The organism is Wenyingzhuangia gracilariae, from assembly GCF_056387575.1.
The window spans coordinates 2213206-2236479 of record NZ_CM150748.1 but is presented as its reverse complement, the minus strand read 5'-3'; the positions used below and the strand labels follow the sequence as shown (position 1 = coordinate 2236479).

The following is a 23274-nucleotide window of genomic DNA, read 5'->3' as shown; positions in this document are numbered from 1 at the left end:
AGGATGATGAAGAACAAAACAAAACTTGTATTACAATTATTATTTGTATTGCATATCTTTTTAGCGTTTTTACTAGTTTTTGAAAGTGCTGTACAAGTGCCGTATTGGGTACAACCGTTAGGACGTATGCACCCTATTATATTGCATTTTCCAGTGGCTTTTATTGGGTTATTGGTGTTGTTTACCTTTACTAAAAAAAGCATAGAAAAAGAAACGTATCAAAAAACACATTACCAATTATTATTGCTTACTGCTTTTACTACTGTAATTGCAACTATTATGGGATTTTTACTTTCTTTAGAAGGATATGAATCTGATTTGATGCAATTGCACAAATGGTTGGGAGTTGCGTTGAGTTTTTACATGTATTTATTAGTTTCAGTTTACTCTAAAAAAATATACACTCCGTTGTTGTACGTAGGTTTGGTATTGGTGGTTTTTGTAGGACATTATGGTGCCGGACTAACACACGGAAGTACTTTTATTACAGAGCCTTTGCAAGTTACACATACAGACCCTTTAAGTAACTCTATTTACCAAGCCCATATTCAGCCTATTTTAAAAGCAAAATGTGTAAGTTGTCACAATACCAATAAACCCAAAGGAGGTTTAGATATGAGTAGCATAGAAGCAATAAACAAAGGAGGAAAGCACGGAGCGTTGTGGGTGGCACATCAGCCTCAAAAAAGTTTATTCTTACAGCGTGTACACTTGCCTTTAGAAGATAAAAAACACATGGCTCCAGATGGAAAACCACAACTAAGTAAAGAAGAAATACAGTTAGTTACCACTTGGATTCAGCAAGGAGCAAATGATACCATTGCTGTTTCAGATTTGCAAAACACCAATGTGTTAAAAAAATTAATTACAACAAAGTGGTTAAAAAAAGATAGTGAACCTGTTTATGAGTTTGATTTTGCAAGTTCAGAAACCTTAGCGACCTTAAAAAAATCTCCTTACATCAGTATTCAACAAAAATCCGCCAACTCTCCTGCATTAGTTGCTACTGTTTTGGGAGGGAGCAGTTATGAACCTAAAAATTTACAAAGTTTGTTAGCGGTTAAAGAACAGTTGGTCTCTTTAAATTTATCAAACTTAGAGGTTACAGATACCGATTTACAAACAGTAAAGGAGTTTGTAAATTTAGAAAGCTTGTGGTTAAATTTTACCAAAATAACAAGTAGTGGTTTGGAGGCTTTAAAACAATTAGAAGAATTAAAATTATTGTCTGCAGTAGGAACTTCTTTAGATAATGAAAGTATTAAAACGTTTAAAGCATTAAAACAATTAGAAACATTGTGTGTTTGGAATACCAATATTGATAAAGAAATTTTAGAAAATCAACTTGGTTCCATCAATGTAGAAAAAGGAATAAAAGAAAGTCATCAAAAAAGTGCCTTGGCACCTCCAACAGTTGTAGGTAGAGCTAATGTTAAAAATAATGGCGATTTAATTTATTTAAAACATTTAGATAAAGATGTTGTTATCAAATACAATATCAATCAGAAGGTAACCGATAGTTCTAGTGTTTATGAAAATGGAATTCAAATAGATTTTAAGAATAAAAGAGAATTGGTTATAAAAGCAAAAGCTTTTAAAAAAGGAAAAAAATCGAGTTCAGAAATTTCTTTTAGAGTACACAAACAAGGAATACAGCCAAGTGCTTTAGAAACTCGTTTTACCAACTATACGGCAGATTATTTTGGAGATGCTAGAGTTTTGTTAGTAGATGATTATTTACCATATAAAAATGCACAATCTTATGGGTGGAGCATGTTTACAGACAAGGAATATTTTGAATGTATTGCAGATTTTAAAAACAATAAACAGCCTATAAAAGAATTAAAAATACAATGTGCAACTTATTATAGGTTTGGGAAAAATAATTTGGAGTATGCACATGTATTTGGATCTAATGACAAAGAAAATTGGAAGATGATTGATAAAATTCAGTACCCAAAAACAAAGCAATTTAAAAATAAATATACCATAGATTTTAAACTAAAAAACACAAAATACTCTTACTACAAAATACGGATTCAACCTGGAGCAAACAAAAGGTTTTTTGTTTCTCAATTATTCTTTTATTAGTTTAAGCAAATTGTATTACAAACAAATCCAGACCATATAGTTTGGATTTGTTTGTTTTTACTGGAAGTTTGTTATCGCTAGCAACGGTAAACTGAACAGAGTTAAAATACTAATTGGGTATTACCACAAATGTTATTTATACTGGTAGTATTTGTTTAAGTTGAGTATTGTTTTTAGTTAACTTTGTAGTATGTTAAATTCTCTTCGTTTTTTAGTGGTTGGTTGTTGGTTTATAAGCAGTAATGTGTTGGCACAAAACAGCTTGCAAAAAAGTATAGAACAAGATTTACAAAAAGCAAAATACCTAACAACACATGCCTATTATCCGGAGGCTTATGACAAGCTTTGGAATGTATTAATTCTATCAGATTCGTTACACAATTCTAAAATTAAATACAAAGCATATAAAAGTTTATCTCAGTTATATTCTATTTTTCACGAAAAAGAAAAAGCCTTTGTAGCCATAGATTCTATGTTTGTGCATGCAAAACAACAAAAGGTGTTTGCAAACCCCAAGGTAAAATCTAACTTGTATTACACTGCTGCATTAACGTATAGAATGAATGATGAGTATGACCTGGCTGCTAAATATTTAACCATTAGTGAAGATCTTTTAGATTCACTACATAGTTCTTTTAACGATAAGTTGTATGTACTTACAGAAAAAGCTCATTTGTACACATTAACTAAGAATTACAACGCTTCCGAAAAACTTTTAACAGAAATAGTTCAAAAGGTTTCTAACCAACATCATTATGCATCTATTATCAATTCAATGTTGGGAGATTTGTATGCTCAAAAAGGAGAAAACAAAAAAGCACTCACGTATTACAATAGGAGTTTAGAAATTTTATCTAAGAAAAAAAACAGAGTTGGTTTAAAAGTAGATTTGTTAGAAAAAACGGCCAAAATTAATGGCAAATTAGGAATGTATAAAATCGCTTTTCAACAAATGACAAGCTCTAAGGTTTTAGGCGATAGTTTATTTGGCGGACAAAGTGAACGTAACAAAGAGCTATTCGAAATTAAAGATTCTTACAGAACAGCTATATTACAAAACAAAAGAATTCAAAAAGAACAAGAGTTAAAACTCATTAAAACTCAAAAAGAGAAATTAAACATACAGTTAATTTTCTCGACTATTTTATTTATTCTTACGGTAATTGTATCGTTTTTTGGAATAAAATTAATTCGTAAAAAACATGCTACAGAAAAAAAAATAGCCAAAGAAAGAGCACGTGCTGAGGTTGAAATTAAAGAAAAAGAATTGGCTGTTACAGCCTTACAATTAATGCAAAAAGACAAACTGTTAGAAGAGATAAAGAAAGGATTAGAGAATGTTAAAAAAGATAAAGACGATGTTTCTGTAGAACAAATAAAAAGTACCATTAAAGTAAATGCTACCAAAACTTGGGAAGAATTTGAAACCCGATTTGTACAAGTAAACAGTTCTTTTTATGAATTGTTAAGTCACAAACATCCTAATTTAAGTAGAAATGAGTTGAAACTTTGTGCATTGATAAAACTTAACTTTTCTACCAAAGAAATGGCTCAGCTTTTAGGTGTTTCTGCAGATAGTGTTAACAAAGCCCGATATAGACTTAGAAAAAAACTGGCATTAAATAGAGATGATAATTTGGTTGCCTATATTAATAGTATTTAAGCATCTAGATGCTACTTGATAACCTTGAGAAAATCTTCATCTCGATTCTGTTCAATGTATTAACTTTTGGGTGTTCGAGCGAAGTTGAGAACCTACCTAGTTATTGTTACAGAAAATGTTCGCCATATAACAATAATCACACTTCTTCCAAAAAGTAGAAATCACTCAAGAATTCTAACAGCATAAAAAACCTCAGGCAATATAAAATCATCTGAGGTTTGTACACATTATAAGTTCACTAAAAACTGTAATCTATTTTACTTAGATTGATCAATAATTTTAGAAACTACAAAAGGCTTTTCATCACCAGGAGGAATAATTTTAATAGACTCGTGTTCTACGTTTCCACTTCTAGTTTTAATTTTTAAACGTACTGGTTTACCATATTCTGGTGGAATTGGAATTTTAATAGCCAATGTGCGTTGATTGTTTAAAATGGTATAGGTTTTAATAGCGTTGCCTGCCATAAAGGTTTCTATAATAGCCTCTTTACTAGCCGATTTAAAGTTTAGTTCTGCATTCCAAGTATTTACATAAAATCCTGGATCTACAAACGTAATTTCATATTCTACCCACTTAGAGTTGTCCTCTTTGTTTTTAACAACGGTATTTTTAGTTGTATTATTTTGGTACAAATAATCCCAAGATTTACCGTGTTTTTCGGCATCAAAATTATAGTAAGCACTTTTTTGTCCTACTTTAATTTCTGGTAAATCACCACCTTTAACATCAATAGTTTTGGTAGCTATAATGTTTTCACTAGAATTACCCACCAAAATTTCAAAAGTTCCTTTTTTTACCATTAGCTTTCCTTTTTTAGTGTTGTAATAAGAAAAAGCTTCGTAAGGAATTTGAATAGCTACAGTGGTTTGTTTCCCTGCCGCTACAGACACACGTTTAAATCCTTTTAAAGCTTTAATGGGTGCGTTTTTAGAAGAGTTAACGTTGCGAATGTATACTTGAATAACCTCATCACCATGTAAGGTTCCTGTATTGTTTACAGTAGCAGTTACTGTTACAAATTCATTGGCTTTTAATTTCTTTTTGTTTAGAGAAACATTGTTTATTTTAAAGTTGGTATAGCTTAAACCAAATCCAAAAGGATACAATGGTTTTCCTTTAAAATACATATAAGTTCTGTTTCCTCCTGCCATTTTGTAATTGTGAAAATCTGGCAAATCATTATCAGAGGCATACCAAGTAGCATTTAATTTTCCTCCAGGGTTTACATCACCAAACAATACTTTTGCTAAGGCAGTACCTTGTTCTTGTCCGTTTGGCCAAGCACACACAATACCAGGAATGTTTTTTTGTTCCCAAGCAATAGCTGTAGGTCCGCTAGGAACTAATACCAATATGATGTTTTTGTTTACAGCTTGTACGGCCTTGATTAGTTTATGCTGATTTCCTGGTAATTTTATCGATTTTCTATCGGTGTTTTCTGTAGAAGTAGTTTCATCATTCCCTACAACTAAAATTACTTGGTCTGATTTTTTAGCCAAAGCAACAGCTTCTGCTATTTTGGTGTCATCATCATTTTTAGCCGTTACATTACAACCTTCTGCAAATGCTACATTGGCATGGGTATAGGTTTTGATACCGTCTAAGGGACTTACTTTGCTTTTAGGATGTCCAGAGTATATTCCCATCCAACATCTATCTGCAAAAGGACCAATCATGGCAATGTTTTTTAAATCCTTTTTTAGAGGAAGTACTTGATTGTTTTTTAACAACACAATAGATTGTTCAGCAGCTTTTAATGCCAAAGCCTTGTGCGAATCAGATTCTAAAACACTAGCAGGAATTTTAGAATAGGGATTCAATGCAGGATCATCAAAATCACCAGTCATAAAACGAAGTCTTAACAATCTGGCAACTGTAATGTCTAATTCTTTTTCTGTGATTAAACCTTGCTCTAGCGCTTTAGGCAATGCACTTACCATTGGAGCTTGTTTTTCTTTATGTCTAAAACATTCTTGATCAACACCTGCTTTTATAGCCATTGCAGCAGCTTCGGGTTGTGTTTTGCATACTTCATTCTTTTTTCAAGACCTTGCACAGCAGCCCAATCTGCAATTACATATCCTTTAAATCCCCATTCGTCTCTTAATACATCATTTACCAACCAATTGTGTGCTGTACAAGGAATTCCGTTCAAACCGTTTAATGCGGTCATAATTCCTGTTGCTTTCTCATCTACAACACAGGTTTTGTATGCAGGAAAGTAGTATTCGTATAAATCTTTTTTCCCAATGTTAGAATGTATCCACTCCCTTTTTGTTTCTACATTGTTAGCTACATAATGTTTTACAGTGGTAACCGTTTTTACATAGTTAGGGTCGTTTCCTTGCATTCCTCTAACATACATACGTGCAATTTCTGACATTAAATGAGGATCTTCACTGTAACATTCACCATTTCTACCCCATCTAGGGTCTCTGGCCATGTTTACGGTCGGAGAAAACATCATAACTTCTTTTTTCCCCATATTTTTTAATGCTCTTGCTTCGTTAGAAATAGCGGTAGCAACATCAAACATTAAATCAGGATTCCAAGTGGCACCCATGGCAATGTTTTGTGGAAATTGAGTACAATTCCATCCAATAATTCCGTGCAAAGCTTCACCGTACCATTCAAAAGATGGAATTCCTAATCTTTTAATTTCTGGAATTCTAGATCCGCAATAGCTAATTTTTTCTTCTAAAGTCATTTTGGACAGTAAGTCCTGAACTCTATCATTAATGTTTGCATTTGGATTTTTCCAAGTTTGTGCAAAAGAGCCAAAACTTAGTAAGAATAAAAACGCAGACAATAATGCTGTTTTAAAGTATTTCATAAGAATAAACGTTTTAAAATGATTATTCTCAAATGTAATTTTAGAAACTAGAAAGTAAGAAAAATAACAATGGACATTATTAGGACAAGTCTTGTATTTAAAGGATTTGTTCTTGAATTTTAGCATGTAAAAAATTATAAAACGGTTGTTTTAACCATTTGTGATACATATTAGAATTTTTATAGCTAAACGGATTGTGTGTTTTTAGTCGTTAAAAATTACGTTTTCGGTATATTTGATTTTCTCAATTTTAAGTTTAGGTGATGAACATCTAATTTGAGTCATTAATTTTATACGATAAGATTGAAAAAAGTAGTGTCAAATAAATTGGTTTCTACAAAAAACAGATACGATGAGCTTTACAATTCGCTGTATGGGTCTTTGTGTGTGTTCTCAAATAACTATGTTAATAATTTAGAAAAAGCAAAAGATCTTGTGCAAGAAGTTTTTATCAAACTTTGGAATCATAAAATTCTTTTAGAACCCCAAGATGACATTAAGGCTTATTTGTATACAAGTGTTCGTAACAAAAGCTTAGATTATTTAAAAAGCAAAGAGTACAAAGTAAAAATAAATGCTACTAATTTAGATCTTACACTTTTAGAATCGGAAACGTATTTTGAAAAAGAAGTTTTGATAGAAGAAGTTTCTAGATTGGTAGATGAAGCACTAAAAAAATTGCCTAATAAATGTAGAGAAGTTGTAGAACTTAGTATGAAAGGTCGTCAGAACGATGAAATTGCAGAAGAGTTAAACATTTCTATCAATACAGTTAAAAGTCAAAAAAAGATTGCTTATAAAAAATTACGTCCTTTATTAAAAGGATCTTACGCTATTTTACTGTTTGTTTTAATTAATTAGAAACTGACTAAAATGTATTTTTATTTCGTTTTATTGAGAATAACGTAAAAAAAAATCATTTTTTTTGCACCCTATATTGTTTTTGTGTCGTTTTGTAATAAAATACCCTGTTGTTATTTTAAAATTAGACATGAACAGATTAGAGAACTTATTTATACTTGCTAAAGATTTAGCAAAATCTATCTTTAAAAATAAAGAAATCAAACCAGAGAAAATAACCCCTTTGTTTGATGAAAACGATACCCAACAAATTATTGATAGATTAAAAGATGCTGGAGCTCAAAACCAACGTAATCATCTTTTAAAACAAATTAACGATCAAAAGAACAAAGATTGGGAAAAAATTCAAAAACAAATTTACCCAGTATCTAAGCTCAGATATTTAACATGGGTAGGCGGAGCTGCAGCGGTTTTTTTATTAAGTATTGGACTGTCTTATTTTTACATGACTAAAAATTCTTTAACAGCTTTACCACTTGCTACAAATACTACATCAGAAGAAATTACCTTAAAACTTGCCAACGGAAATATTCAAGTAATAAATGCTAACGGTGAAAGTACAATTGTTGATGAAAAAGGAAAAGTTGTAGGAACTCAAAAAGGAACAAAGTTAAATTACAGCAACTCTTTAAAGAATATAACTGAGTTGGTTTATAATGAATTGTTGGTTCCTTACGGAAAAACGTTTGAGTTAATTTTATCAGACGGTACTAAAGTTCATTTAAATTCTGGAACCAATTTAAAATATCCTGTCAAATTCATCAAAGGAAAAAAAAGACAAGTATTCTTAACAGGAGAAGCTTATTTTGATGTAGCCAAAGACAAAACACATCCGTTTGTGGTAAATGCAAACAATTTAAATGTTAGAGTGTTGGGAACGCAATTTAACGTTTCTTCTTATCCCGAAGATAAATTTGTAAAAACTGTATTGGTAGAGGGTTCTGTAGCTCTGTACGAAAAAAACAAAGCGTATAACAAACAAAAAGCAGCTATGTTAAGCCCAGGACACAAAGCAGTTTGGAATACAAAAAGCAAACAAATTAAGTTTAAAAAGGTAGATACATCTCTATACACAAGATGGATAAATGGAGAAATAGTTTTTGAAGCAGTTGCTTTTAAAAATATTGTTAAAAAGTTAGAAAGACACTACAACATAAAAATTCAAAATCAAAACAAAGCATTAAACAACCAAGTGTTTACAGCCACTTTTACAATAGAAACTATAGAGCAAGTTTTAAATTCTTTTAAAGCAAATTACCCTTTTGATTATGTAAAAGAAGGAAATACAATTAAAATATTAACTAAATTTTAAATAATATGATTTGACCAAGTAAAGCAATTAGAAAAACCTTATTAACAGAAATCGGAAAATGCTGGCACATTTCCCGATTAAAAATAAGGTGATTTAACCAAAATTATTAAACCACGAAACCTTATACAAAAGTATGAAAAATCCAAACAAATTAAGGGAATGGGATTTCTATTCTCTAAAACTAGATCTAAAGATGAAGTTGACTATCTATATGTTCTTGTTTTCACTCTTTAATATTCACGCTAGTACTTATTCACAAGAAGCAAAAGTAACATTAGACTTAAAAAATGTTCGTGTAGAAAAGGTGTTCCGAGAAATTGAAGCTCAAACAGAGTTCAAAGTTCTTTACAATAATAACGAGTTTAACAACAATGAATTAGTATCTGTAAATGTTACAAACGAATTGGTAACAAGGGTGTTGAACAATTTATTTACAAATACAGATATTAATTACACAACCGTAGGGAAACAAATTGTGTTGGTAAAAGGGAAAACAATTTCCAGAACAAACAATTTAATGCTACAACAACAAATTATTGTTAAAGGAGTTGTAAAAGATGAATTTGGAATGCCTGTACCAGGAGCCAATGTAGTGGTGAAAGGAACTACACAAGGAGCTATTACCGATTTTGATGGAAATTATCAAATTACTGTAAAAACAAACAACCCTGTATTGGTATTTACGTATGTAGGTTATAAAGAAAAAGAAGTAGTTGTAAATAATCAAACAGTTGTAAACGTTGTTTTAGAACAAGATGTTAGCGAGTTAGATGCTATAGTAATGGTGGGTTATGGTACAGTAAAAAAATCGGATGTAACTGGAGCGTTATCTTCTGTTGATACAGAGCAAATAAGCAAAACACAAAATGTTTCCATAGCGCAAGCCATTCAAGGTAGAGCAGCAGGGGTTACCGTTTCTAAAAGTACTGGATCTCCAGGAGCAACACCTACGGTTAGAATTAGAGGAACAGGAACCATTAACAATTCAGATCCTTTATATGTGGTAGATGGTGTTCCTATTAATGATATTACAACCATTAATATGGAAGATGCACAATCTATAGAAGTATTAAAAGATGCATCGGCAACCGCTATTTACGGATCTAGAGGAGCAAATGGAGTTGTATTAATTACCACAAAAAAAGGAAAAAAAGGAAAACCAAACATTACGTATAGAACTTATGTAGGAATGCAAGATAAAGTTAATGATGTAGATGTTCTTAATGCAGAGCAATGGGCTACATTGTACAACGAAGCTTTATCTAACGATGGAAAACCTGCTGATCCAGATTTGGCAAACCCTGCATCATTAAAATCATACAATTGGAAAGATGCTGTTTACAGAACAGCAATTCAACAAAGCCATCAATTGTCAGTTTCAGGAGGTACAGATAAAACCACATATTTTATATCTGCAGGAATTATAGATCAAGAAGGGGTGGTGAAAAATTCCTCTTATAGAAGAACTAATTTTAGGGTTAACAATACTTATCAAATTAAACCAAAAATTAAAATAGGACACAATTTACAATATGCAAAAGCAGATAAAAAAAGTGTACCAGAATATAGTGGAAATGCATGGCCAAGAGCAGCTTTTGCTGGGTATGTAGTAGATCCTGTAACACCTATATATAGTAACGATGGAGGTTTTGGAGTTACCAATTACTCATCTGCTATTAACCCTTTAGGTTTAGTTAAGTACGGACAAACTCCGCAAATAAAAGAAAGTTTTTTTGGAAATTTATTTCTAGAAGCTGAGATTATAAAAGGACTGACATTTAGATCTAATTATGGTTTACAAGTAAACAACACTCAAGTAGATAACTTTCAACCAGAATATTTTGTAGCTCCAACTTATTTATCAAATGTAAGTACATATAAGTTGAATAGAGGAGAGGACAGAGTTATGATATTGTCGAATACATTAAATTACAATACCAAAATAGATAAAAAACATAGCATCAACGCTTTGTTAGGACAAGAGGTACAGGAGTTAAACTCTAACAATGTAAACACACAACGTAATGGTATTCCAGAAAGTGTATCCAATCCAACTTTAGGGTCTGGAGATGTGTCTACTGCTTTTGCAGATGGAAATATTTCAGAATCTAAATTGTTATCTTTTTTTGGAAGAATAAACTATAGTTATGATGATAAGTATTTACTTACAGGTACTTATCGTTTTGATGGATCTACCCGTTTTGGTTCTAACAACAGATGGGCACAATTTCCATCTTTAGCATTGGCATGGAACTTACACAAAGAAAGTTTTTACAAACTAGATGTCATCAATCAGCTTAAATTACGTGCAGGTTGGGGAGAAACGGGAAATCAAAACATTCCAAACACAGCAACATTCAATACTTTAAATATAGGTACTAATTATTTGTACGGACCAGATCAAGGAACGGCATTAGGAGTTGCCCCATTAAGACCAGGAAACCCAGATTTAAAATGGGAAACAACCAAAACAACCAACGTTGGAATTGATATGGCTTTGCTTAAAAACGAACTTACTTTTTCTGCAGAATATTTTATTAAAAACACAACAGATATGTTGATGGCTACTCCGGTATTAACCAATGCAGGTTACGACCAAAATCCATATACCAATGCAGGAGATATAGAAAATAAAGGAGTGGAGTTTACAGCAAGCTATAAAAAAACAATTAATGATTTTAGTTTTAATGTTGGTGGAAACATTTCTTTTATCAAAAACAAAGTCATAAAACTTGCAGATGAAGGAAGTGTGATTCAAACAGGAAATGGTTCTGGATTTAAAAACATTGCCAGAACCGAGGCAGGACAACCGTTGGCTTCTTTCTATGGTTATGTAATGGATGGAATTTATCAAAATCAAGCAGAAGTAGATAACGGACCTACGTTTTTAAATTCTAAACCAGGAGATGTTAGATACAAAGATTTAAACAATGATGGAGTAATAGATGATAACGATAAAACATACATAGGTTCTCCATTTCCAAAATTTACGTACGGAATTAACATTGATATGAATTACAAGCAATTTGATTTTACAGCCTTTTTTCAAGGAAGTCAAGGAAATAAAATCTTTAATGCAAGTAATTATTATTTAGAAGGAGATTTAGGAACCAACTTAAAAACAAATATGTTAGGTAGATGGACTGGTGAAGGAACCTCTAATACCATTCCTAGAGTAACATTTACAGGAAACGGAGTAAATACAGCACTGTCTAGCAGGTTTGTACAAGACGGATCTTATTTACGATTAAAAAACGTTCAGTTAGGATACAGTCTTCCTAAAAGTTTGTTAGAGCAGGCATTAATTAACAAATTAAGAGTATATGTAGCCGCACAAAACTTGTTAACTTTCACAAAATATGATGGTTTAGATCCAGAAGTAGGTATTGATTCATCCCAAAACAATCCCTTAGATATTGGTATAGATAGAGGTAGATACCCATCTGTAAGAACAGTATCATTAGGATTAGATATTAACTTTTAAAAAATGTTGAAGATGAAATTATACAGTAAATTAATAAAGACAGTAAAATATAGTTCAATAGCTTTAGTAGTAGCTATTACATCTTGTAGTGATGATTATTTAGAAGTAGATGCTTATGGATCACCACTTTTAGATAACTTTTACAAAACTCCTACAGATGCAGAACAAGGCTTAAATGCAGCTTATTCTCCATTAAGAGAAATGTATGGAGTAGAAAACTTTTTAGCAGCAAATTCTAACGATTTAATTTTTGGAGATGTAGGAACAGATGACATTCTAAAAGGTGGGGCTAGAGTAAATGATGGTGTTCAGTTGTTTGAAAAAGAAACTTATACATTACAAACGTCTAATAATTCTATAACTGCTATTTGGGATGTAAATTACAAAGGAATACTATATACCAATTTAGTATTGCAAAAAGTACCCAATATTGAGTTTGAAGACACAGCACAGCAGGAACAAATTTTAGCAGAAGCTCGTTTTTTAAGAGCCTATTATTACTTTGATTTGGTAAATTCTTTTGGAGGAGTTCCTTTGATAGACAAACCATTAGAACCTGGTAAATATGCTGTGCCAAGAGCATCAAAACAAGACGTATATACGTTTATAGAAGAGGATTTAAAGCTTGCCATTCAAAATTTACCTTCTAGATTTGATAAAGGAGCAGAGTTTTTGGGACATGCAGATAAAGGAGCTGCCTTAGGGTTAATGATGCGTGTGTCCTTGTATCAAAACAAAATGGATCAAGTAAAAACTTATGGTGATCAATTTATGTTAATTCCAGGTTACGAATTAGAATCAGATTTTAGATCTGTATTTAATCCTGAGGGTGAATGGGGAACAGGTTCTGTTTTTGAAATTAACTTCTCATCAAATACAAGTAAATTAGGAACCTTAATAGGAAGAATGCTAACACCAAGAAGCAAAGGTGGAATAGGTTTTGGTCAAATTAAAGAAGATTTAAGGAATGAGTTTGAAGCCAATGATCCTAGATTTGATGCTTCTTTTTACAACGAAACAGGAGGCTATGGTACCGAGTGGTTTAATAGAAAATATTCTTGGGCTCCTTACAGTAATTATCAAAAACCAAGTGTTGGAGGTGCAGGAAATAGCGATATGAATATACGTGTAATCCGTTTGGCAGATGTGTATTTAATGTATGCAGAGGCTATATATGATACAGATCCACAAACAGCTGTAGAATATGTAAATAAAGTTAGAACTCGTGCAAGAGGTACAGAATTGCCTAGTGTAGTACCGGATTTGCCTTTAACACTTAGCGGTCAACCTTTGTTAGATGCAATTTATCATGAAAGACGTGTGGAATTGGCAGGAGAAGGATTTAGATATCACGATTTGATTAGAACGGGTAGAGCAGAAGCTATTTTAGGTCCTTTAGGTTATCAATCGAATAAGAACGAAGTAATGCCAATACCCTTTAATCAAGTACAGTTGTCACAAGGAGTATTAACCCAAAATAATTATTAGTATATAGTTTTTTTAATTTAGTTAGTTTCTTAAGCTCAATCAAATTTTAGTATTTGGTTGGGCTTAAGTTTTTTTATGCTGATTCTAATTATCAGTAATTGATAAAAATACTAGTATTACCTAATCGTATTTTAGTTAACCTTTAGAGTAATAATATCGCTTTTTAACCCTTTTCCCGTAGCTTTAAAAGTAATACTTCCTTTGTTTTTAGTAGATTTTACAATAGCTAAACACATACCATTATATGCTTTACGTTGGTTTGCTTGGAAAGGTTCTAAACTTTTTTGATTTCCATTGTCTACACCAATAACTTCTCCTTCTCCTTTAGTGGTAAAGTAAATTAAATTGCTAGCTAAGGGACAGAGGTTCCCATTTTTATCTAAAACTCGTATTGTGATATAAGATAAATCTTTGCTATTTGCATTAATTTCGGTGCGGTCTGCAGAAAGCTCTATTTTATAGGCTCTACTAGCTGTTGAAATTTCTTTAGAAGAAACTTCTTGGCCATTTTTATACCCTACAATCTTAAGTGTTCCTTTTTTATAGGGTACATTCCAAGTTAGACGGTATTTAGAATCAAAAACTTTGGGTTTGTAAGTACTAAAGTCTACGGGAATTTGTGTTGTGTCAATACCTTTTACTTTTTTACCTAAAGATTTACCATTTAAAAACAATTCAGCTTCGTCACAATTGGTATAACAAGTTACAGGTATCTTTTTTCCTTCCATACCTTTCCAGTTCCAATGGGGGTAAATATGTATCATAGGTTTTGTTGTCCATTGACTTTGATATAAGTAATATCTGTCTTTAGGGAAACCACATAAATCTACAATACCAAAAAAGGAGCTACGTACTGGCCAATCACCATTCCAATAACCATTGGTAGAATTATCTTTTCCACCAAAAGGTGTAGGTTCTCCTAAATAATCAAAACCAGTCCAAACAAATTCTCCTAATACATTAGGATTTTTTTCTTGAAAATGAAATTCAATATCTGGCGGATATGCCCAAGATGGTCCAATAATATCATAACCTGTTAATTCATGACTTTCGTGTTTTTTATATTTTTTAACAGGGAAATGATATACTCCACGACTACTACAAGTACTTTCTGTTTCTGAGCCATAAACTATTAAATCTGGATAGTTTTTTTTAACCTCTTCATAGTAAGCTGGCTTATAATTTAAACCAATAACATCTAATTGCTGTGCAAAATTACTGTCAAATGGTCTTGGATAATTATTTAACCCTACTGTAGTAGGTCTGGTTTTATCTATAGTTTTAGCTAGATTATATAATCTTTTAGCGGTTTTCCAACCGAATTTGGCATCTTTTTGTTCTCCAATTTCATTACCAATACTCCACATAATAATAGATGGATGATTTCTGTCTCTTAACATATAATCTGTAATATCTTTTTCTATGTTTTCTTCAAATACATTGTGATATCCGTTAGCAGTTTTGAAAGTAGCCCATCCATCCATGGCTTCATCTACTACTAACATTCCCATTTCATCACAAGCTTCTAGAAATTCTATAGAAGGCGGATTATGACTTGTACGAACTGCATTTACCCCCATATTACGCATAATCTGTAATTTGCGTTCGTCTGCTCTTTTATATACTGCACCTCCTAAGGCACCGTTATCATGATGTAAACATACACCGTTTAGTTTTACTTTTTTATTGTTTAAAAAAAAGCCTTCTGTTGTGAATTTAATTTTTCGAATACCAAAACGTGATGTGTACTCATCAACTTTTTTTTCGTTTACAAATACACTAGTTATTGCGTTGTATAAATTAGGAATTCCTATATCCCACAACTTAGGTTCTTTAATGTTTGACCATGTGCCAGATACATAACTAGTGTTTGCTTTTATAATAGTTTCTTCTTTAGAAACGGCTACTTTTTCTCCATCTGGAGAAAAATATTCTTGAACAATCTTTACAAGAGCATCTTTTTCACTTCTATTATAAATTGTTGTTTCGTTTTGTACTACAGCTTTCTTTTTTGTAACTGTTGGTGTTGTAATATATGTTCCCCATAGCCCTACATAAATAGGATTGTTCTTTTTTAACCATACATTTCTATATAAACCAGCTCCAGGGTACCATCTAGATGATAAATCTTCTGGCTTTAAGCGAACAGCAATTACATTATCTGTTCCATCAAATTTTAAGTGTTTTGTGAGTTCATATTCAAAGGAAATATATCCAGACCAACGAAAACCTAAGTGATATCCATTAATCCAAACATCTGAAGATTTCATTGCAGCTTCAAATTCAATATGAATTATTTTATCTTTATCTGAATTATCAAGTTTAAATTTTTTTCTATACCAACCCGTTCCATGAAAAGGAAGTCCGCCACAACGTGCATTATATTCGTTACTAAAGGGACCTTCAATAGCCCAATCATGAGGTAAGTTTAGAGTTCTCCATTTAGAATCATCGTATGTTGGGTTTTCGGCTCCTTTAGCCTCTCCCTTTAAAAATTGCCAACCTTCATTAAAGTTTAAATTTTGGGCATTTAGAGATATTATATTTAGTAATAAATAAATACTACTAATAATTAAGTTTTTGGTTTTCATGTATTTACACTGTTTTTTGCTTAATAATAATCCCAAAAATCTACAGGGTAATTGTTATGTTCTCTATAATCGTTAAGTTCTATAGCCTTTTCTTTCATCTCTTTACGCATTTTAGTTAGCAGTTCCTTATATTCTGGTAAAAAAGCTAAATTGGTAGTTTCCCAAGGATCCTTTTTAAAATTAAATAATAATGTTGTTTTACTACCAGATATAAAATCATGCGTTTTTTTATCAGTATCAGGAGCCCTAACAAATTCTATCAGCTTATAATCTCCTTTTCTATAGGCTCTTTGATGTTGTCTGTAAGCATGATAGGTATAATCTCTAATTTGTTGTTTTTCTCCATCAATAACTGGTTTTAAACTTTTTCCTGTAACAGAGATAGGTTTTTTGATATTTGCCAAATCGCAAATTGTTGGATAGATATCGTGTATATAGCTCAATGCATCAAACCGTTTTCCATTTCCTTTTATTTTTCCAGAAATAATTAAAGGAACGTGAATTCCATCTTCATCATATAGGTTTTGTTTTCCCATTAACCCATGATTTCCTACGGCCAAACCGCTATCCCCAGACAATACGATAATGGTGTTTTCATATTGTCCTGTTTTTTTTAAAGATTTAATTACTTTACCTATTTGTGCATCTAAATGTGTAATAATTGCATAGTAGTCTGATAATTCTTTACGAGCAATTTCTGGAGTTCTTGGCCATATAGCTAAAGATTCATCTCTTGTAGTCATATGTCCATTATCAAAAGGATGCTGAGGCATGTAAGAAGGTGTTAATTGTATCTTATTTTCTGGATACATTTTTTTATACTTTTGGGGAGCTTGTCTTGGATCATGTGGTGCATGAAAGGCTAAGTACATAAAAAAAGGTTTGTTTTCGTTTTTATGCTCTATAAAATTGATGGCTTCATTTGCATAAATCTCTGAAGTATGTGGGCCATCTTTTTCTGTTGAAAAAGCTCCTTTTTTATCACTACTTTTGAGCCCCCTTTTTACAATATTTCCCTTTTTATCATAAGTGTAAATAATTGCATTTTTTTTAGTGTATTTCCCATCTGCTCTCCAATCCCATAGCGGCATTCTAAAATGATCAGCTAAGTAAACACCCCTACTCATAATAGTAGCACCACTATTAAACATTCTACCTAAAGATTGATTGTCTTGATGCCATTTTCCAATTACATGAGAATTATAACCTGAGTTTAAAAAAGCCTCTCCAATAGCAACTTGTTCTTTAGGAATTACACGTCCTATATCTTTCAAATCAAACAAATTTCTACCTGTTAATAGTTGAGCTCTACTTGGCATACAAGTTCCTCCATTATATGAACCCATTAAATAAGTATTGTCAAAAATATAACCTTCTTTGGCTAATTTGTCAATATTGGGAGTCTTTACATTTTGTCCTCCCAATGCATGAACTCCAGAATACCTATGATCATCTGTATAAATTAATAAAACATTAGGTTTTGCTTGTTTTTGAGCTCTTGTAATGGTAATGTTAGACAAAGTTATAAACAGTAAAAATAGCTTAAATATTGGATGATTTATTTTCATAACAATTCTTAGTTTACATTAATTTTAACAACTTCATCTCTTAGGTCTTTTACACGAACGGTAAAAGAGATGTTTTTAGTTTCTAAATTTTTAATATGTCTAGCATACAAACCATAAGAAGGTGTAATTCCTAGTTTTGTAAACTCTGGATATTGAGTTTCATTTTCTGGAACTACTATTTTGGCTTGTTCTGTTGTTCCACCTCCAGGTAAATTAATTTTAATATTTTCTAAACTAATCTTCCCTAATTTATGATTTGGTGTTCCTGAAAAAAACAACCCCGTTGTTGCTGCTAATCTACAATCTTTAAGGTCTCTAACCATAGCATCAATATTTCTAATCACTACATTGGTAATACTTCCTGTAGGTTTTCTATCGGCATTTCTGTACACCAATCTGCGTTCGCACAAGCGAATAAAAATAGGCATCTCTACATTTTCCATTTTAATATTTTCTATTAAAATATTTTCTACATTGGCTCCATCGGCACTTAAAATTTTAATTCCCCCTCCTCTGGTATCGTGTACAAAACAATCTTTAACAGTAATGTTTTTAAAGTCTCCCATAGACTCTGTTCCAAATTTAACAGCTCCCCAATTACTTTTTAACCTACAATCATATACCTCCACATCTGTGGTTGGTTTTGGACTGGTTGATTTAAAGCAAATAGCATCGTCTCCAGAGTCAATATCACAGTTTTTAATAACCCCGTTTGTGCTTGAATCTATATCAATGGCATCGTTATTTCTGTTGGCATGGCTGTATATCGAAATTCCGTCTACAAGAAAATTATGACATTCTAAAAAATGCAAAGTCCAAGCTGCCGGTTGACGTAAATGAATGTCTTGTAGTTTTACATTTTCTGAACGCACCATTCTTACTAAAAAGGGTCTGTTAGACAAGCGAATGTTATTGTTTACATAATTGTTTGTTCTTGATACCAGCCCTGTTAAATCTGGTTTTACTTCTTCTAACCCTAGTCTTTTTAAAGTTTCTTTTACTTTTTTGGGAGTGAACATTCCCCCTTGTCCATCTATGGTTCCTTTTCCGGTAATAGCTACATTTTTTACATCAATAGCTCCTATAAAACACTGTCCTCTAAATTGCCCTGTAGCGTCTATAAAAGGCTCTACAATTGGATAATCGTTAGGATTGATACTTCCTAACAAAGTGGTGTTTTCTGTGACTTTTAAATCTACATTGTCTTTTAACAATAAAGTTCCCGACACGAATACATCACCGTCAATAATTACAGTTCCTCCACCTGCTTTGGCACATTCATCAATGGTTTTTTGAATTGCTATTGTGTTTATTGTTGTATTATCATCTACGGCTCCATAATCTTTTACATTCCAAGTGGTTTGCTTGTTGCTACAAGCAACTAAATTTAAGGCTATTAAAATAATAACTGTGTGAATAGTTTTATACATATTAATCTTTTTAAGTTTAAGAGATGATTGCTTATTACGTGTACGCACACAAAAATACTTTAAAAAGAAGAATTATACGTCATACGTATGTTTTTAAATATACTACTAATGGTTTATTTATTTATATGAATCCCATAATGTATTGAGTTTTGAACATTATTGATCGAATAATTAAATTTTTTAATAAAAAAATTATATGTAGCAATTAAGTTTTTATTAATTGCATTCCAATAGTCTCGGTGTGATGTTTTTGGAGTAGATACATATTACACTCCAAAAATATCTTTGCTGTTCTGGGTGGTAATTGCTGCTATTTCGGTTAACGATTTTTGATAAATAGTTGCTAGTTTCTCCGCCACATTTACAGTGTACATAGATTCGTTACGTTTTCCTCTAAACGGAGTAGGAGCTAAATAAGGAGCATCGGTTTCTAAAACAATATGCTCTAAAGGAATTTCTGCTAAGAATTTGTCTATTTTTCCGTTTTTAAAAGTAGCAACACCTCCAATTCCTAATTTTAAGTTGTATCCAATGGCTTTTTTAGCATCTTCTAGAGTTCCCGTAAAACAATGAAAAATTCCGAAAAGCTTAGGAGACTTTTCCATTTCTAAGACTTCAAAAACTTCTTTAAAAGCATTTCTACAATGTATGTTAATTGGCAAGCCCAATTCTTTAGCCCATTGTATTTGTGTTCTAAAAGCTTCTTTTTGGTGGTTAATGTAAGTTTCATCCCAATACAAATCCATTCCAATTTCTCCTACAGCCACAAACTTTCCTGTTTCTAACCATTCGCGAGTAATGGCAAGCTCTTCTTTATAATTTTCTTTAATATGTGTGGGGTGAACTCCCATCATTAAATGTACGTTGTTAGGAAAGGCTTCAGCCACCTCAAACATGCTTTGAGTGTATTCAGAATCTACAGAAGGAATAAACAATCTTTTTACACCTGCGTTTATAGCACGTTGAATCATTTCATTTCTGTCTTCATCAAATTGTTCGCTATTTAAGTGGGTGTGGGTGTCTGTAAAAATCATTGATATAAAATTTAGAACAAAGATAAGTATCGATATGTTTTTGAGTAATTTTAAATCGATTTAAAAATCATAGAAATGAAGTTTTGTAAAAAATGTCTGTTTATTGCTTTTAGCTTGTTAACAATGGTGTCTTGTTCTCAACAAAAAATAAACGGAGTTAGTTTGGTGTCTCCTCCTAAAGCTATAAATCAAGCTTCTTTTTTTAGTTTGGAACAAATCCATGCCAATTGGGTGGCTATTATTCCGTTTGCTTTTTTAAAAGATACTGATTCAAAAGTTTACTTTAATCAAAACCGACAGTGGTGGGGAGAAAAAACGGAAGGGGTTACGACCATGATTCATTTTGCAAAAAAACAACAATTAAAAGTGTTTTTAAAACCCCATGTGTGGCATAGAAGTGGGTGGATTGGAGACTTTATTTTAGAAACCGAACAAGATTGGAGTGTGTGGGAAAATGAATACACAAATTATATTTTAAACTATGCCAAAATAGCACAAGAACAACAGGTAGAATTGTTTTGTATAGGTACAGAACTAAAACAAGTGGTGTTAAAAAGACCTTTGTTTTTTGAGAGGTTGATTAAAAAAGTAAAACAAGTTTACAAAGGAAAATTAACGTATGCAGCCAATTGGGACAATGTGGCTGAGGTTAATTTTTGGGACAAGGTAGATTATATTGGAGTAGATGCATATTATTCCTTATCCGATAAAAAAGAACCTAGTGTTGATGAATTAATTAAAGCTTGGCAACCTATAAAACAAAATTTATACAAATTAAGTGTTGCCAATAATAAGCCTATTTTGTTTACAGAATATGGTTTTGAAAGTTGTGACTTTAATACCAAAGAGACTTGGGGTAGTAATGGAATACATGCTGTAAACGAACAAGCTCAAGCCAATGCTTATAAAGCTTTGTACAAAACATTTTACCATCAAAATTGGTTTGTAGGAGGTTTTTTATGGAAATGGCATTTAACAGAAACCACGTTTAGAAACAAAGCAAAAATGTTTACACCACAAGGAAAAAGAGTAATGAATGTGATTAAAAATCAATTTAAAAAAGACTAATTTCTATTAATTTTTCCTAAAGTATTTCCTTCTTCGGTAGTGTATTTGTCAGTTTTAGAAGTACCCACAATTTGAGAAGTATAAATTCCTGTATGGCCAGAAAACACATAAGCAGTTACACAAGCAATGGCAATATAGACTCCGCTATCCATACCAAACAATTCAATCCCCATGAGCGTACAAGCAATAGGAGTATTGGTGGCACCAGAAAATACGGCTACAAACCCCATTCCAGCCAATAAACCAATTGGTAAAGGAAAAAAGAGAGCCAAAGCACTGCCTAAAGTAGCACCAATAAAAAATAAGGGAGTTACTTCTCCTCCTTTAAAACCAAAGGCGATACAAAAAGTGGTTAAAATTAATTTTATAGCAAAATCGTAACTGTGCATATTGGTGTTAAAGGAATCTACAATGGTAGGAATTCCTAATCCTATGTATTTGGTTCCAATAAAATAAACAAGTACAGCAATGGCAATTCCACCCACAACGGGTCTTAAAGGCGGATATTTAATAAGTTTAGAAAATTGACTAAAAAAGTAAACTCCTTTAGAAAAAAAAGTACTCACAATGCCAAAAATAATTCCGGCCAATACACACCAAAAAAAAGTACTGATGCTTAACTTAGGTACTAAGTTAACTACATAATTTGTGTGGGGAACATGTATGTAATGAGCAATTTCTCTAGACACAAAGTTAGCAACCACAGCCACTAACAAACAAGGTAAAATTGCGTTGTATTTTATTTTACCAATTAACAAAACTTCTAAAGCAAAAACAGCACCTGCCAATGGAGTTCCAAACAAACCTGCAAAACCACTACTAATTCCCATTAAGATAATAATTCTACGGTCTGATTTGTTCATTTTTAACCAACCCGAAAACTGATCGGCAATAGCACCACCAATTTGTACTGCGGTTCCTTCACGTCCTACAGAAGCTCCAAATAAATGAGAAACAACGGTTCCTAAAAAAATAAAAGGAGCCATTTTAAAAGGAATAATATCTTTAGGAGTATTTAGTTCCTCTAACAACTGGTTGTTCCCTTTAGCAACGGACTGTCCGTAGTAGTGATATAAAAGCCCTACTAATAAGCCTCCAATAGGTAGTAACCAAATAATAATTTTATTAGCTTCTCTGTAGTTTGTAGACCAGTTTAAAGAGGCTAACAAAGCAGCCGAAGCTATACCGACCAACGTACCAATAATAACAGATAATACCAGCCATTTTAAAAACTCTTTTACAATAGTGGGGTATTCTGATAGTGAATATTGCTTACGGATAGCGTTCATTTTTAGGTTTTAGAATTGTTTTCCTACACTAATTCCAAATCTAGGAACAAACTGACGAGATATTTTTGAGTTGAATAAATTTCTACCCACTCCCGCATTAAATTCAATTATATATCCATTTTTAGAAACATGTTTTGCACCGGCACCAAGACCTAAGGCAAAGTCTGAATAGTTTTGAGATTCTTCTACTACAACATCATTTTCTATTTTTTCTTCTGTTTCGGCAAAGTTTAAGGATCCAAACAATTCTCCAAATATGTCAAAACCGTTGCTGTTGGTAATGTATTGACGAAAGTATGGGGTAATTTGAAAGTCTTCATTATATCTAAACTTAGCATCTTTATCTTCAAAGTTGATGAATACAGACAATCCAATAGAAGCTTCATCATTTAGCTGATTTTCATAAGATACATCTAAAGTTCTTAAAACTAAAATATCCAATAAATCTACTTTTAACTGATTGTTTTGAGCATTTACTCCCAACGTAATGAATAAGATAAAAAGGAATTGTATTTTTTTCATGCTTTTGTGTTTTTACACCTCAAAAATAGGGCATTTC

General features: G+C 32.0%; 15 protein-coding genes. 7 read left to right on the top strand and 8 right to left on the bottom strand.

What is annotated here, in order from left to right; all coding sequences use genetic code 11:
• Positions 1 to 3 precede the first annotated feature (3 nt).
• On the top strand, positions 4 to 2091 hold the full coding sequence (locus tag ACY2IJ_RS09760) for a c-type cytochrome domain-containing protein (protein ID WP_476724175.1): 2088 nt from the start codon (positions 4 to 6) through the stop codon (positions 2089 to 2091).
• Positions 2092 to 2281: 190 nt separating this feature from the next.
• Positions 2282 to 3754 carry a tetratricopeptide repeat protein gene (locus ACY2IJ_RS09755; protein WP_476724174.1) on the top strand — a complete coding sequence of 491 codons (1473 nt, stop codon included), beginning with the start codon at positions 2282 to 2284 and terminating at the stop codon, positions 3752 to 3754.
• A gap of 257 nt (positions 3755 to 4011) precedes the next feature.
• Here ACY2IJ_RS09755 and ACY2IJ_RS09750 read toward each other — a convergent pair whose 3' ends face one another.
• Positions 4012 to 5757 carry a glycoside hydrolase family 3 C-terminal domain-containing protein gene (locus ACY2IJ_RS09750; RefSeq protein ID WP_476724172.1) on the bottom strand — a complete coding sequence of 582 codons (1746 nt, stop codon included), beginning with the start codon at positions 5755 to 5757 and terminating at the stop codon, positions 4012 to 4014.
• Positions 5748 to 6590 carry a glycoside hydrolase family 3 protein gene (locus tag ACY2IJ_RS09745; RefSeq protein ID WP_476724171.1) on the bottom strand — a complete coding sequence of 281 codons (843 nt, stop codon included), beginning with the start codon at positions 6588 to 6590 and terminating at the stop codon, positions 5748 to 5750. Before ACY2IJ_RS09745 ends, ACY2IJ_RS09750 begins: the two co-directional genes overlap by 10 nt.
• Before the next feature lie 303 nt (positions 6591 to 6893).
• On the opposite strand from ACY2IJ_RS09745, the gene ACY2IJ_RS09740 reads away from it, so the two are divergent.
• The 4 genes from ACY2IJ_RS09740 (at position 6894) to ACY2IJ_RS09725 (ending at position 13735) form a co-directional block, all read left to right on the top strand.
• A complete protein-coding gene (locus ACY2IJ_RS09740) occupies positions 6894 to 7451 on the top strand; it encodes an RNA polymerase sigma-70 factor (RefSeq protein WP_476724170.1) in 558 nt (185 codons plus the stop codon).
• A gap of 130 nt (positions 7452 to 7581) precedes the next feature.
• Positions 7582 to 8763, top strand: a complete 1182-nt coding sequence (locus ACY2IJ_RS09735) for a FecR family protein (RefSeq protein WP_476724169.1) — start codon at positions 7582 to 7584, stop codon at positions 8761 to 8763.
• A gap of 193 nt (positions 8764 to 8956) precedes the next feature.
• Positions 8957 to 12247, top strand: a complete 3291-nt coding sequence (locus ACY2IJ_RS09730) for a SusC/RagA family TonB-linked outer membrane protein (RefSeq protein WP_476724168.1) — start codon at positions 8957 to 8959, stop codon at positions 12245 to 12247.
• 12 nt (positions 12248 to 12259) lie between these two features.
• Positions 12260 to 13735, top strand: coding sequence for a RagB/SusD family nutrient uptake outer membrane protein (locus ACY2IJ_RS09725; protein WP_476724167.1), 1476 nt, complete (start codon positions 12260 to 12262; stop codon positions 13733 to 13735).
• 131 nt (positions 13736 to 13866) lie between these two features.
• Here the strand turns inward: ACY2IJ_RS09725 and ACY2IJ_RS09720 are convergent, their stop codons facing one another.
• The 4 genes from ACY2IJ_RS09720 to ACY2IJ_RS09705 form a co-directional block, all read right to left on the bottom strand.
• Positions 13867 to 16326 carry a glycoside hydrolase family 2 TIM barrel-domain containing protein gene (locus ACY2IJ_RS09720; protein ID WP_476724166.1) on the bottom strand — a complete coding sequence of 820 codons (2460 nt, stop codon included), beginning with the start codon at positions 16324 to 16326 and terminating at the stop codon, positions 13867 to 13869.
• A 20-nt stretch (positions 16327 to 16346) separates the two neighbouring features.
• A complete protein-coding gene (locus tag ACY2IJ_RS09715) occupies positions 16347 to 17894 on the bottom strand; it encodes a sulfatase family protein (protein ID WP_476724165.1) in 1548 nt (515 codons plus the stop codon).
• 8 nt (positions 17895 to 17902) lie between these two features.
• Positions 17903 to 19324: a glycoside hydrolase family 28 protein gene (locus ACY2IJ_RS09710; RefSeq protein ID WP_476724164.1), complete on the bottom strand. Its 1422-nt coding sequence runs from the start codon at positions 19322 to 19324 to the stop codon at positions 17903 to 17905.
• A 266-nt stretch (positions 19325 to 19590) separates the two neighbouring features.
• The gene (locus ACY2IJ_RS09705) at positions 19591 to 20358 is read right to left on the bottom strand and encodes a TatD family hydrolase (protein WP_476724163.1); all 768 of its coding nucleotides are present in this window, start codon (positions 20356 to 20358) and stop codon (positions 19591 to 19593) included.
• Positions 20359 to 20433: 75 nt separating this feature from the next.
• Between ACY2IJ_RS09705 and ACY2IJ_RS09700 the strand changes: the two genes are divergently transcribed.
• Entirely contained in the window at positions 20434 to 21426 is a 993-nt protein-coding gene (locus tag ACY2IJ_RS09700) for a glycoside hydrolase family 113 (RefSeq protein ID WP_476724162.1), read from the top strand.
• Here ACY2IJ_RS09700 and ACY2IJ_RS09695 read toward each other — a convergent pair.
• Positions 21423 to 22715 (bottom strand): voltage-gated chloride channel family protein, encoded by a 1293-nt coding sequence (locus ACY2IJ_RS09695; protein WP_476724161.1) that lies wholly within the window; start codon positions 22713 to 22715, stop codon positions 21423 to 21425. The genes ACY2IJ_RS09700 and ACY2IJ_RS09695 overlap by 4 nt on opposite strands.
• A gap of 9 nt (positions 22716 to 22724) precedes the next feature.
• Positions 22725 to 23237: a hypothetical protein gene (locus tag ACY2IJ_RS09690; RefSeq protein ID WP_476724160.1), complete on the bottom strand. Its 513-nt coding sequence runs from the start codon at positions 23235 to 23237 to the stop codon at positions 22725 to 22727.
• Between the last annotated feature and the right edge of the window lie 37 nt (positions 23238 to 23274).

What these genes read in the sequence shown, in the direction of transcription:
- ACY2IJ_RS09760 (WP_476724175.1), top strand. Translation starts at nt 4, where the DNA reads ATGATGAAGAACAAAACAAAACTTGTATTACAATTATTATTTGTATTG.
- ACY2IJ_RS09755 (WP_476724174.1), top strand. Translation starts at nt 2,282, where the DNA reads ATGTTAAATTCTCTTCGTTTTTTAGTGGTTGGTTGTTGGTTTATAAGC.
- ACY2IJ_RS09750 (WP_476724172.1), bottom strand. Translation starts at nt 5,757, where the DNA reads ATGGCTATAAAAGCAGGTGTTGATCAAGAATGTTTTAGACATAAAGAA.
- ACY2IJ_RS09745 (WP_476724171.1), bottom strand. Translation starts at nt 6,590, where the DNA reads ATGAAATACTTTAAAACAGCATTATTGTCTGCGTTTTTATTCTTACTA.
- ACY2IJ_RS09735 (WP_476724169.1), top strand. Translation starts at nt 7,582, where the DNA reads ATGAACAGATTAGAGAACTTATTTATACTTGCTAAAGATTTAGCAAAA.
- ACY2IJ_RS09730 (WP_476724168.1), top strand. Translation starts at nt 8,957, where the DNA reads ATGAAGTTGACTATCTATATGTTCTTGTTTTCACTCTTTAATATTCAC.
- ACY2IJ_RS09725 (WP_476724167.1), top strand. Translation starts at nt 12,260, where the DNA reads ATGAAATTATACAGTAAATTAATAAAGACAGTAAAATATAGTTCAATA.
- ACY2IJ_RS09720 (WP_476724166.1), bottom strand. Translation starts at nt 16,326, where the DNA reads ATGAAAACCAAAAACTTAATTATTAGTAGTATTTATTTATTACTAAAT.
- ACY2IJ_RS09715 (WP_476724165.1), bottom strand. Translation starts at nt 17,894, where the DNA reads ATGAAAATAAATCATCCAATATTTAAGCTATTTTTACTGTTTATAACT.
- ACY2IJ_RS09710 (WP_476724164.1), bottom strand. Translation starts at nt 19,324, where the DNA reads ATGTATAAAACTATTCACACAGTTATTATTTTAATAGCCTTAAATTTA.
- ACY2IJ_RS09705 (WP_476724163.1), bottom strand. Translation starts at nt 20,358, where the DNA reads ATGATTTTTACAGACACCCACACCCACTTAAATAGCGAACAATTTGAT.
- ACY2IJ_RS09700 (WP_476724162.1), top strand. Translation starts at nt 20,434, where the DNA reads ATGAAGTTTTGTAAAAAATGTCTGTTTATTGCTTTTAGCTTGTTAACA.
- ACY2IJ_RS09695 (WP_476724161.1), bottom strand. Translation starts at nt 22,715, where the DNA reads ATGAACGCTATCCGTAAGCAATATTCACTATCAGAATACCCCACTATT.
- ACY2IJ_RS09690 (WP_476724160.1), bottom strand. Translation starts at nt 23,237, where the DNA reads ATGAAAAAAATACAATTCCTTTTTATCTTATTCATTACGTTGGGAGTA.